11 protein-coding genes are annotated in these 11,405 nt (G+C 69.9%); 7 read left to right on the top strand and 4 right to left on the bottom strand.

Annotated features, from left to right (window positions below):
• Nucleotides 1-108: 108 nt before the first annotated feature.
• The gene (locus AOK17_RS25450) at nt 109-1,002 is read right to left on the bottom strand and encodes a 2-hydroxy-3-oxopropionate reductase (RefSeq protein ID WP_055614885.1); all 894 of its coding nucleotides are present in this window, start codon (nt 1,000-1,002) and stop codon (nt 109-111) included.
• A gap of 44 nt (nt 1,003-1,046) precedes the next feature.
• Entirely contained in the window at nt 1,047-1,904 is an 858-nt protein-coding gene (locus AOK17_RS25445; protein ID WP_055614883.1) for a TIM barrel protein, read from the bottom strand.
• A gap of 290 nt (nt 1,905-2,194) precedes the next feature.
• On the opposite strand from AOK17_RS25445, the gene AOK17_RS25440 reads away from it, so the two are divergent.
• The 7 genes from AOK17_RS25440 to AOK17_RS25410 all read left to right on the top strand — a co-directional run bounded on the left by AOK17_RS25440 (nt 2,195) and on the right by AOK17_RS25410 (nt 8,085).
• A complete protein-coding gene (locus tag AOK17_RS25440) occupies nt 2,195-2,446 on the top strand; it encodes a YkoF family thiamine-binding protein (RefSeq protein ID WP_055614882.1) in 252 nt (83 codons plus the stop codon).
• On the top strand, nt 2,443-2,811 hold the full coding sequence (locus tag AOK17_RS25435; RefSeq protein ID WP_055614881.1) for a helix-turn-helix domain-containing protein: 369 nt from the start codon (nt 2,443-2,445) through the stop codon (nt 2,809-2,811). Before AOK17_RS25440 ends, AOK17_RS25435 begins: the two co-directional genes overlap by 4 nt.
• Before the next feature lie 220 nt (nt 2,812-3,031).
• A complete protein-coding gene (gene uraD / locus AOK17_RS25430) occupies nt 3,032-3,550 on the top strand; it encodes a 2-oxo-4-hydroxy-4-carboxy-5-ureidoimidazoline decarboxylase (RefSeq protein ID WP_055614880.1) in 519 nt (172 codons plus the stop codon).
• Entirely contained in the window at nt 3,547-3,981 is a 435-nt protein-coding gene (gene uraH, locus AOK17_RS25425; protein ID WP_055614879.1) for a hydroxyisourate hydrolase, read from the top strand. Before uraD ends, uraH begins: the two co-directional genes overlap by 4 nt.
• 4 nt (nt 3,982-3,985) lie before the next feature.
• Nucleotides 3,986-4,933, top strand: coding sequence for a factor-independent urate hydroxylase (gene pucL, locus AOK17_RS25420; protein WP_055614878.1), 948 nt, complete (start codon nt 3,986-3,988; stop codon nt 4,931-4,933).
• Between the two features lie 103 nt (nt 4,934-5,036).
• Nucleotides 5,037-6,416, top strand: a complete 1,380-nt coding sequence (locus AOK17_RS25415) for an 8-oxoguanine deaminase (RefSeq protein WP_055614877.1) — start codon at nt 5,037-5,039, stop codon at nt 6,414-6,416.
• A gap of 346 nt (nt 6,417-6,762) precedes the next feature.
• Nucleotides 6,763-8,085 (top strand): nucleobase:cation symporter-2 family protein, encoded by a 1,323-nt coding sequence (locus AOK17_RS25410; protein WP_055614884.1) that lies wholly within the window; start codon nt 6,763-6,765, stop codon nt 8,083-8,085.
• A 77-nt stretch (nt 8,086-8,162) separates the two neighbouring features.
• Here AOK17_RS25410 and AOK17_RS25405 read toward each other — a convergent pair whose 3' ends face one another.
• The gene (locus AOK17_RS25405; protein ID WP_055614876.1) at nt 8,163-8,978 is read right to left on the bottom strand and encodes a chitosanase; all 816 of its coding nucleotides are present in this window, start codon (nt 8,976-8,978) and stop codon (nt 8,163-8,165) included.
• Nucleotides 8,979-9,127: 149 nt separating this feature from the next.
• The gene (locus AOK17_RS25400) at nt 9,128-11,350 is read right to left on the bottom strand and encodes an alpha-N-acetylglucosaminidase (RefSeq protein ID WP_055614875.1); all 2,223 of its coding nucleotides are present in this window, start codon (nt 11,348-11,350) and stop codon (nt 9,128-9,130) included.
• Between the last annotated feature and the right edge of the window lie 55 nt (nt 11,351-11,405).

The following is an 11,405-nucleotide window of genomic DNA, read 5'->3' as shown; positions in this document are numbered from 1 at the left end:
GGACGGAGGGGGAGGGGTGGGGTGATGGGTTCCGGGCGGCGCCACCGCTTGGGCGCGACAGGACAGGTGTCAGCGGCGGCGCCGCCCGGAGATCTAGGGGGCGGACCGTCAGATCTGCGCGCCGGAGAGGCGCTCGACCGCGCGCAGCAGGGCGGAGTGGTCGAGGCCGCCGTCGCCCTGGGTCCGCAGCGAGGCGACGAGCTGGGCGACCACGGCACCGACGGGCAGCGCGGCACCGACGTTGCGGGCGGCGTCCGTGACGATGCCCATGTCCTTGTGGTGCAGGTCGATACGGAAGCCCGGCTTGAAGTCGCGGTTCAGGAAGTTGTCCTTCTTGCGCGTCAGGACGGTCGAGCCGGCGAGACCGCCGTTCAGGACGTCGAGGGCCGCCTTCAGGTCGACGCCCGACTTCTCCAGGAAGACCACGGCCTCGGCGCACGCCTGGATGTTCACGGCGACGATGAGCTGGTTCGCGGCCTTCACGGTCTGGCCGGAGCCGTGCGGACCGCACAGCACGATGGTCTTGCCGAGCGCCTCGAAGATCGGCTCGGCCTGGTCGAAGTCGGCCTGCTCGCCGCCGACCATGATGGACAGCACGGCCTCGACCGCCCCGGCCTCACCGCCGGACACCGGCGCGTCCAGGACCCGTATGTCCTTGTCCTTGGCCGCCTTCGCCAGGTCCACGGAGGTCTGCGGGGTGATGGAGGACATGTCGATCAGGAGCGCGCCGGACCTCGCGTTCTCCAGGATGCCGTCGGGCCCGTACGCGATGGCCTCGACCTGCGGGGAGGCGGGCACCATCGTGACCACCACGTCGGCGTCCCGAACGGCCTCGGCGATCGAGCCGGCCGCGGTGCCGCCGGCGGCGGTCAGCCGGTCCAGCTTGTCCTGCTCCAGGGTGAACCCGGTGACGTCGTAACCGGCCTTGATCAGGTTCTCGGACATGGGGGAGCCCATGATGCCGAGGCCGACCCAGGCGACCTTGGGGAGTGTGCTGCTCATGAGGGTGCCTCTCTGGAAACTTTCGTACGTCGATGAGTTGGCGCTCAGCGCGCCGCGCGGGCCTCGGTGGGCAGCCACTCGAAGGCCTCGGCGCTGGGGCGGTCGCCCGGCTTGTACTCCAGGCCGACCCAGCCCTCGTAACCCTGCTTGCGGAGCCGGCCGAGCAGCTCTTCCAGGGGAAGCGAGCCGGTGCCCGGGGCGCCGCGGCCCGGGTTGTCGGCGATCTGGACGTGGCCGGTCCTCGCCGCGTACCGGTCGATCACCGACGGCAGGTCCTCGCCGTTCATGGACAGGTGGTAGAGGTCCATCAGGAACTTGGCGTTGCCGAGCCCGGTCGCCTCGTTGACCTTGTCGACGACCGCGATCCCGGCCGGGGCGGACACCAGCGGATAGAGCGGCGACTCGGGCTTGTTGAGGGTCTCGATCAGCAGGACCGCGCCGATGCGGTCGGCCGCGCGGGCCGCCAACACCAGGTTCTCCAGGGCGAGTTCGTCCTGCACGGCCGGGTCCACGCCCTCGACGCGGTTGCCGTACAGCGCGTTGAGCGCCCCGCAGCCCAGCGACTGCGCGAAGTCCGCGGCCACATCGATGTTCGCGCGGAACCGCTCGGACTCCTCGCCGGGGATCGACAGCGCTCCCCGGTCCGGGCCCGGCAGCTGCCCGGCGTAGAAGTTCAGGCCCGTGAGCTGTACGCCCGCGTCCTCGATCGCCTTCTTCAGGGCGTCGAGCTCGGCGCGCTCGGGGGTGGGGGAGTCGACCCAGGGCCACCACAGCTCGACCGCGGTGAAGCCCGCCGCGGCGGCGGCCGCGGGGCGCTCCAGAAGCGGGAGCTCCGTGAAGAGGATCGACAGGTTGACGTTGAAGCGCTGCTCAGCGGCTGCATCCATCGAGAAACCGGGCATGTGGGTCGGCGCTCCCTTCCGTGTCGAGTAGTTCCGTATTGCGGAAGTCAGTTTCTGCTTGATGGAAAGGCTGCCCGCGTCGGGGAACCTTGTCAAGAGGGGTTGCCCGGAAAAGCCGCCGCGGCGCGGGGGGTCCCGGACGGATTCGCCCGAGTGGCACCGCCGCCGTTCGATCGGGTGTTCCTCACGGGGGGCGTGCGGGTCGGCTAGGGTCGCTTGCGCGCCCGACAGTCCCCGCGTCACGTGGGCCGGGGGAACGACCAGGTCGGAGCCGATGCCATGGGGGCACAGTGCGATTGAGAGTGGAGTTCACGACCGAGCCCTTCGATCTCGACGAGGCACCGCGACACGCGCTGGTCGCCCGCGAGGTCATCGAGGCGGCCGAACTGGATGCCGTGGACGTCGGCCCGTTCGGCAACACCGCGGAGGGCGGCGCGGACTCGGTGCTCACCGCGGTCGACGCGCTGCTGCGCCAGGCCCTGGAGGCCGGCGCCACCCGGGTCTCGCTCCAGGTCAACGTGATCGGGGAGGAGGGCGAGTGACCGGTATCGGGGACGACCCCTTCGTCACGGCCGTGAAGCCGCTGGTCGACGCCATGGGTGGCGAGATGCTCCCGCCCGGCCAGGCCGGACCCGACGACGTCGTGCTCTCCTGGGAGGGCGCCGACGTCGTCGCCGTACGCCTGCCCCAGCTCGCCGACTCGCTGGACCACATCCTGGCCGCCCTGGAACGCAAGCGCGGCAAGCCCCTGTCCGAGCTGGACCGCAAGGCCAAACAGGAGGTCGTACGGATACTCGAGGCGCGCGGCGCCTTCTCCGTGCGGCACGGCGTGGAGACCGTCGCGGGCGCGCTCGGCGTCAGCCGGTTCACCGTCTACAACTACCTGAACCGCGAGAAGGACGCCTGAGCATCGGTGATGGGCCGCCGTCAGGCCTCTGACCTGGCGTGACGCGGCTCCGGGTGACCGGCTCGCGGGTGCCCGCGAGCCGCCGCCGTCCGGCATGCGGGCGGCGGTTTCCGCTTCCCGGTATTTGTTACCCGGATTTTTCAACAAAGTGTTGACGTGTTGTTTCCGAGGGCGTTAGCTAATCCGCAGCCCGTCCAGCACAAGGCCACGGAGGCTTCCCGTGACTTCGAGTACGACATCCGGCGGCCTCGCCCGTTTCAACGCACTGGAGGAGCACGCCGCCTACGCCGCCCTCCACGAGGCCTGCGCCTCGGCGGCCTGGGCGAACCGGCTGCTCACCCGCCGCCCGTACACCACCACCGACGAACTCTTCGCGGAGAGCGACGCCGCCACGGCCGGCCTGATCGACGCGGACCTCGACGAGGCGATGGCGGGTCACCCGCCGATCGGACGCCCGAAGCCCGGTGACCCGACCTCTTCGCGCGAACAGCGCGGCATGGCCGGCGCCTCCGAGGAACTGAAGGCGGAGATGCTCGAACTGAACCTGGCCTACCAGGAGAAGTTCGGCCATGTCTTCCTGATCTGCGCGACCGGCCGCACCGGCGAGCAGATGCGCGACGCGGTCAGGGAACGGATCGGCAACGCACCCGGGCAGGAGCGCGAGATCGTGCGCACCGAACTGGGAAAGATCAACCGCATCCGGCTCGCCCGACTCGTCGAAGAGGACGCACCCGCATGAGCACCGAGACCACCGCTTCCGTGTCCACGCACATCCTGGACACCAGCGTCGGCCGCCCCGCCGAGGGTGTCGCCGTCGGCCTCGCGGCCCGCAGCGGCCGTGATGCGGACTGGCAGGCACTCGGCGGCTCCGCGACCGACGCGGACGGCCGGTGCAAGGACCTGCCGGCGCTGCCGGAGGGCACCACACACGTACGGCTCGACTTCGCGGTCGAGGCGTATTTCGAGAACAACGCCGAGAACAACGCCGAGAACAACGCCGAGAAGAAGCAAGCCGATGTGCAGCAGGACGCCCCCGCGAACCGGGACAGCGGCAGCGTAGGAGCGTTCTTCCCGGAGGTGGCGATCACGTTCGCCGTCGTGCCGGGCGAGCACTTCCACGTACCGCTGCTGCTCAACCCGTTCGGCTACTCCGTTTACCGAGGGAGCTAGCTAAATGACTGTCAATTCCCGCCCTGCCCGCCCCGTCATGCTGGGACAGAACCAGTACGGCAAGGCCGAGAACCGAGTCGTCAAGATCACGCGGGACGGCGCCACCCACCACATCAAGGACCTGAACGTCTCCGTCGCGCTGAGCGGCGACATGGACGAGGTCCACCTCTCCGGTTCCAACGCCAACGTGCTGCCGACGGACACCACCAAGAACACGGTGTACGCCTTCGCCAAGGAGCACGGCATCGAGTCCGCCGAGCAGTTCGGCATCCACCTCGCCCGGCACTTCGTGACCAGCCAGGAGCCGATCAAGACGGCGCGCATCCGCATCGAGGAGTACGCCTGGGAGCGCATCGCGACCTCGGACGCCAACTCCAAGTTCATCGGCGCCGACGAGGTCAAGCACTCCTTCGTCCGCCAGGGCCAGGAGACCCGCGTCACGCAGATCACGTACGACGGTGAGTCCTGGGAGGTCGTTTCCGGCCTCAAGGACCTCGTCGTGATGAACTCGACCAACTCCGAGTTCTGGGGCTACGTCAAGGACAAGTACACGACGCTCCCCGAGGCGTACGACCGCATCCTCGCCACCCAGGTCTCCGCGCGCTGGCGCTTCAACTGGACCGACGACGAGCAGAAGGCGCCCAACTGGGAGAAGTCCTACGAGCAGGTGAGGAAGCACATGCTCCAGGCCTTCGCCGAGACGTACTCGCTGTCGCTCCAGCAGACGCTGTACCAGATGGGTTCGCGGATCATCGAGAACCGCGGCGAGATCGACGAGGTCCGCTTCTCGCTCCCCAACAAGCACCATTTCCTTGTGGACCTGGAGCCGTTCGGGCTGAAGAACGACAACGAGGTGTACTTCGCCGCCGACCGCCCGTACGGCCTGATCGAGGCCACGATCCTGCGGGACGGCTGCGAGCCGAAGATCCCGGTGGATCTCACCAACCTCTGAGCAACTCCCTTTGCGGCACCCGTGGTCCGCACCTCGTGCGGGCCGCGGTACTCAAATCCCAGGGTCCTGCCGTGCCCATTCCACACAGCGAATAGGACGAACCATGGCAGCAACTCAGCGCATCGTCATCGAGAACTGTTCGATCGCGACCGTCGACGCCGACGACACCGAGTACGCCACCGGTCACCTCGTCGTTGCCGGCAACCGCATCGAGTCGCTCGGCGCGGGCCGGGCCCCCGAGGGCCTGGAGAACGTCGTACGCCGCATCGACGCCACCGGCCATCTCGTGACCCCGGGTCTGGTCAACACCCACCACCACTTCTACCAGTGGATCACCCGGGGCCTGGCCACCGACCACAACCTCTTCAACTGGCTCGTCGCCCTGTACCCGACCTGGGCGCGCATCGACGAGCCGATGGTCCGCGCCGCCGCGCAGGGTTCCCTCGCGATGATGGCCCGCGGCGGTGTGACCACCGCGCTGGACCACCACTACGTCTTCCCGAAGGGCTCCGGCGACCTCTCCGGCGCCATCATCGGCGCCGCCCGCGAGATGGGCGTCCGCTTCACGCTGGCCCGCGGCTCCATGGACCGCAGCGAGAAGGACGGCGGACTGCCGCCGGACTTCGCCGTCGAGACCCTCGAAGGCGCCCTCGCTGCGACCGAGGAGACGGTACGGGAGCACCACGACGCCTCCTTCGACGCGATGACCCAGGTCGCCGTCGCGCCCTGCTCGCCCTTCTCCGTCTCCACCGAACTCATGCGTGAGGGCGCCGAGTTGGCCCGCCGGCTCGGCGTCCGCCTGCACACCCACGGCTCGGAGACGGTCGAGGAGGAGCAGTTCTGCAAGGAACTGTTCGGGATGGGCCCGACCGACTACTTCGAGTCCACCGGCTGGCTCGGCGAGGACGTCTGGATGGCGCACTGCGTCCACATGAACGACTCCGACATCGCCGCCTTCGCCCGTACGAAGACCGGTGTCGCCCACTGCCCGTCCTCCAACGCCCGTCTGGCGGCAGGGATCGCGCGTGTCCCCGACATGCTGGCGGCCGGCGTCCCGGTCGGCCTCGGCGTCGACGGCACCGCGTCGAACGAGTCCGGGGAACTCCACACCGAACTGCGCAACGCCCTGCTGATCAACCGCCTCGGCGCCCATCGCGAGGCCGCGCTGAACGCCCGGCAGGCGCTGCGGCTCGGCACGTACGGCGGCGCCCAAGTCCTGGGCAGGGCACAGGAGATCGGCTCCCTTGAGGCCGGCAAGCTTGCCGACCTCGTGCTGTGGAAGCTGGACACCCTGGCCCACGCGTCGATCGCCGACCCGGTCACCGCTCTCGTCTTCGGCGCCGCGGCGCCGGTCACCGCCTCCTTCGTCAACGGCGAGCAGATCGTCGAGAACAGCCGACTGCTGCACGTCGACGAGGACGCCATCGCCCGCTCCACGCGGGACGAGGCCCAGCGCCTCGCGCGGATCGCCGCGCAGGCCTGACACCTCCTGACACATCCCGACACCTTCTGACACCTGAAGATCTCCGGCTGAGGGGGACGGCCCTCCGCCGGTGGCCGTGGACCCGAGCGGGGCCCACGGCGGCCGTCTCCGGGGCACGCGCATGGACGTGCGCGCGCCCCGGAGCGGTCTACCCGCCACGCCCCCGTGACGGGCATCGTCCCGGTCCCGCATGACCGCGCCCCACCTCCCTGAAACCCACGTCAACGCCGACGTGCAACCGACCGGAGGAGCCGCCGTGGCCGCCCAGCCCACGTCCAGCAGTACGGACGCAACCCCGACCGACCCCCACAAGCACCCAGTTGACGAACGACTCCCCGCCCTGAAGATGGCGACCAGCGGTCTGCAGCACGTGGCCGCCATGTACGCGGGAGTCGTCGCCCCGCCCCTGATCGTCGGCGCGGCCGTGGGCCTGACCCCTACCGAACTGACCTTCCTCACCGGCGCCTGCCTGTTCACCGCGGGCCTCGCCACCTTCCTCCAGACCCTCGGGATCTGGAAGATCGGCGCCCGGCTGCCCTTCGTCAACGGCGTCACCTTCGCCGGGGTCGCCCCGATGATCGCCGTCGTCAACTCCACCGACGACAAGAGCGACGCGCTGCCGGTCATCTTCGGCGCGGTCATCGTCGCCGGCGTACTCGGCTTCTTCGCCGCCCCGTTCTTCAGCAAGGCGGTCCGCTTCTTCCCGCCCGTCGTCACCGGCACGGTCATCACGCTCATCGGCATATCCCTGATGCCGGTCGCCTTCGGTTGGGCTCAGGGCCCCAACCCCGCGGCGGACGACTACGGTTCCACCACCAACCTGGGCCTGGCGGGCGCGACCCTCGTCATCGTCCTGCTCCTGCGCCGCTTCACCCGCGGCTTCGTCAAACAGATCGCCGTGCTGCTGGGCCTGGTCGTCGGCACGCTCGTCGCCATCCCCTTCGGCGCCACCGACTTCGGGCCGGTGGCCGACGCGGCCGTCGTCGGCTTCCCGACGCCGTTCCACTTCGGCGCCCCGCAGTTCCAGCTCGCCGCGATCCTCTCCATGTGCGTGGTGATGGTGGTCTCGATGACCGAATCGACCGCGGACATGCTGGCGTTGGGCGAGATCGTCGAGCGCCCCGCCGACGAGAGGACCATCGCGGCGGGCCTGCGCGCCGACACCCTCGGCTCCGCCCTCAGCCCGCTCTTCAACGGCTTCATGTGCAGCGCCTTCGCCCAGAACATCGGCCTGGTCGCCATGACCAGGATCCGCAGCCGGTACGTCGTCGCCACGGGCGGCGGCTTCCTCGTCCTGATGGGCCTGTGCCCGATGGCCGCCTCGCTCATCGCCGTCGTACCCCGTCCCGTGCTCGGCGGCGCGGGCGTGGTGCTGTTCGGCTCGGTCGCCGCGAGCGGTATCCAGACCCTCGTCAAGGCGGGTCTGGAGAAGGACAACAACGTCCTGATCGTGGCGGTCTCGCTGGCCGTCGGCATCATCCCGATCACGGCGCCGGAGTTCTACCACGCGTTCCCGGAGACCGCGAAGATCATCCTGGACTCGGGGATCTCGACGGGGTGCGTGGCGGCGGTCGCCCTGAACCTCGTCTTCAACCACCTCGGCGGGGGACGCGCGGCCGACGACGAGGTGACGGCACCGATGGATCCGCAGCCGGCCTCGGTCCACTGACCCGTCCGGATGGGCAGGGCGCGGCACGTCACGCGTGCCGCGCCCTTGGATGTTCAGTCAGGTATCGAGTCGGGTGTTCAGCCGATGTGGTAGCTGTCCCCGTAGACCTGCCAGTCCAGGGGCGGATCCAGGTTCAGGTTCCGGTTCCTGAGGAAGACGCGCTGGGCGGTGTCGACCCGGCTGGTGTCCTCGTGGGCCTCCTCCTGCTTCATCGCCCACACCCGGGCGTCGAGGAAGGCGTTGAGGTACGTCACCTCGTCGCCGCCCTGCGCCGGGGGCCTCGCCCGGTCGAGGGCCCGCCTGCGGATGCTGCTGAAACTCGTGCTGTCGCCGCCGTCGCCGTGCATCACGATGGCGTCGTAGTACGCGAACTGGCCGAGCGTGCCGATGCCGTCGGCCTTGCCCCGACCGACAGCGGGGTTGAAATAGACGCGGTCACGCTCGTCGTTCTGGGCCTGGCGGAACGCCTCGTCCTGGGCGGCCCGGCGCCAGGCGTCCGGGTATCCGGGGTCGAGGCCCTCGTGGGAGTCGGTGCCGTCGACGCGACGCAGGGCCGGCAGATATCCGGCCAGTACGTTGCCCGGCCTGCGCTGCGCGTACAGCTCGACGAGGTCGAGCATGTCGCCCGTACCGGAGCAGAAACCGATGATCCCGGCGGTGTAGCCGCGGCCGTCGCCGATGTCCTCGATGTACTGGTACTGCGCCCTCCAGTCCAGCGAGGAGTTCTCCGCGCTGGAGACCAGTTGCATGGCGATCTCCTTCTTCGCCGGGTCGTCGAGGCCGGCCGGCGCGGCGCTCGCGGACTTGGTGGCCATGACGGGACCTGCCACCAGGGATGCTCCGATCAGCGCCAGAATCGTTCGACGCGAGGAGCGTATGTGGGGGGTGTGCACGGGACCTCCAGTGGGGGTGGGAGTCGCTCTTCCGTACTGTTAGGAAAGTTTCCTACCAGAGATTCGGAGTGACGTATACCCGTCAAGGAGGTGCGTGTTGCGGAGGATCCGAGACCGTAGTGCGGGGCCGGGCGGCGGTGCGGGACCGGCTAGCGGGTCGTGACCAGCACTTCTCGTACGCGGACGGCGGCTTCGTACGTGTCACCGGTGGGCCGGGTGGCGAGATGCCCCGGCCGGCGTGTCCAGCGCTCCTCCAGGGCGAACCAGTCGACGGCCTCCGGCGCCCGGTCCTCCGCCATCGCGGCCCGCAGCTCGGTGAAGTACGTCGACCAGCGCAGCCGGTAGAGCCCGCCGACCAGACCCGCCCACTCGCGGTTGGCGTAGTCGCGCAGTCCGGCGTCCGCGCCCTGCCGGGTGCCCCACACCGTCAGCAGCGACAGATTGTCGTACGCCAGCCGGTCCCGCTCCGCCGCGTCCGCGCCCCAGGCCCGCGCGTCGGCGACCCAACGCCCCAGCAGATGCCGGGAGTCGGTGGCCAGCAGGGTCTCCAGTACGTCCATCAGGGCGAGCCAGTCGCCGGTGATCCGGTCGAAGCAGGGCGCGTCCTCGGCCTCGTACGCCTGTCTGATGCGGGGGAGGAGGACTCGGCTGCGGTTGGAGACGGCCTGGCGGGCCACGTCGAGGAGATCGCAGCGGTACGCGGAGGAGTTCCGGAGGTTCGCGCGCACCCGGAGCAGTTCGCCGAGCGCGGGCTCGAACTCCTCTGGGTCGTAACGGAGTTGCTTGGGGGACCACTTGGCGGCCGACTTCGCCGTGAGCGAGGGCCGGGCGCCGAACAGCCCGTCGGCGCCCTCGCTCCACGAGTCGGCGCGTGTCGTGCCGTACGCGGTCCGACGCAGGATGTCCCAGGCGGCCTCGGCATGCGGATCGCGGGCGCCGTAGCGGGAGAGGGCCCAGTCCCTGAACCACGCGTCGAGGTTCAACTCCCCCTCCTCCCAGGCGAGTTCGGAGAAGAGATCGAAGGCGGCGGGGTTGTTGTCGGCCGCCTCTGGCAGCAGGGCGACACCGCGCAGGGTGCTGCCCGGCTTGGTGCGCCACTTGTTGAACAGCGCTGCCCAGTCGGGGGTGTTGGCGCCCAGGGTCGTATGCCCGCCGAAGTTCCAGATGGAGCCGAAGGCGTACGGGGTGTCGCCCCAGTCGGCCTCGCGGTCCTTCACCTTCGGGAAGCGGTCGGAGAGGCCGTCGATGACGAGCATGTGGGACTTGTCGACGGCGTCGACGATCGCCCGCGGCGGGTTGCGCTGCCAGCCGAGGATGACCCAGATCGCGTCCGGGTGCGCGGTGAGCAGCGCCTTCTCGACGCCCTTCGCCGCGTCGGCGACCGGCACGTCACCCGGGTCGCCGCCCTCGTGCAGCAGGTCCATCTTGTAGAGCGTCGAAGGGCCGCCGAACATCGCGTCCTGGGCGCGATAGAAGGCCGCCGCGACGCGCGCGAAGTGCTCGGTGCGAGGGTCCAGCCAGTCGGGGCGCCGGAGCCCCATCCAGGTGCCCTGCGGGACGGTGCGCGCCCCTTTGTTCCGGTCGGCGAAGCCCGGCGGGACCGTGCCGAAGTAGCCCGGGAACACGGGCGTCATGCCCAACTCCCGTACCCGGTCGGTGATTCGGCGCCCGAGCGCGGCGCGGGCGTCCAGGAGCTGCCGCGACACGGGATCCGGGAAGGCGGCGAGATTCTGCATCAGCCACCACGGCTGGTGGGCGGGCCCCGCGATCCACTGCCGCAGCTCCTCGTCCGTGTACCCGAACCCGCGGAACACCCGGTGGTACAGCGCGTCAGCGCCCGCGTACACCAGCACCTCGTTGTAGCCGTGCAGCGCCAGCACGTCGAGCTCCCGCTCCCAGTACGTCCAGTCGTTGTACGCGCCCGTGTAGCCGTCGTTCGTGTCGTTCAGGGCGAACCGGTGCGGGACGTTGGCCGTCCGGGTGACCGGGGCGGCGAGGCCGGGCAGGTCCGCGGGGAGGTCGAGCTGCTCGCCCGCCCAGCTGATGTTGGCGTGGGTGATGTGCTTCAAGTACCAGCGGAGGCCGGTCAGTTGGGTGGCTGCGGTGTTGCCGGTGATGGTGATGCGGCCGGTGTCGCCGGAGATGCCGAATGTGCTGGTGCGGGTGTCGGTGTTCGTCGTCTCGAATCGCAGCTGCCGCCAGTGGTGGGGGAGGAGCCGCCGGGCCGCCCTCGTTGCCGCCGCTGCTGCCGCCTCCGTCACGGGTGCCTCCTTGGCCGGGGTGCCGTCCGAGTGTGCGGGTGCGTGAGAACAAGCGACGGTACCGGCTGCGGTGGCGACGGCTGTGAGGAACGCGCGACGGGCTAGCGGCATGGGTTGGTCTCCGGGGTCGCGGTGGTGGGGGTGCCGTGGGAGGGATACCCCGGGT

The sequence above is a fragment of the Streptomyces phaeochromogenes genome (genome assembly GCF_001418655.1).
GTDB lineage: Bacteria > Actinomycetota > Actinomycetes > Streptomycetales > Streptomycetaceae > Streptomyces > Streptomyces phaeochromogenes.
The sequence above is the reverse complement of the archived record's forward strand: the minus strand, read 5'-3'. Positions and strand labels throughout refer to the sequence as shown.

Excerpts from the sequence above, each read along its gene's own strand:
- pucL (WP_055614878.1), top strand. The coding sequence starts at position 3,986 with ATGACTGTCAATTCCCGCCCTGCCCGCCCCGTCATGCTGGGACAGAAC.
- AOK17_RS25410 (WP_055614884.1), top strand. The coding sequence starts at position 6,763 with ATGGCGACCAGCGGTCTGCAGCACGTGGCCGCCATGTACGCGGGAGTC.
- AOK17_RS25415 (WP_055614877.1), top strand. The coding sequence starts at position 5,037 with ATGGCAGCAACTCAGCGCATCGTCATCGAGAACTGTTCGATCGCGACC.
- AOK17_RS25445 (WP_055614883.1), bottom strand. The coding sequence starts at position 1,904 with ATGCCCGGTTTCTCGATGGATGCAGCCGCTGAGCAGCGCTTCAACGTC.
- AOK17_RS25450 (WP_055614885.1), bottom strand. The coding sequence starts at position 1,002 with ATGAGCAGCACACTCCCCAAGGTCGCCTGGGTCGGCCTCGGCATCATG.
- AOK17_RS25400 (WP_055614875.1), bottom strand. The coding sequence starts at position 11,350 with ATGCCGCTAGCCCGTCGCGCGTTCCTCACAGCCGTCGCCACCGCAGCC.
- uraH (WP_055614879.1), top strand. The coding sequence starts at position 3,547 with ATGAGCACCGAGACCACCGCTTCCGTGTCCACGCACATCCTGGACACC.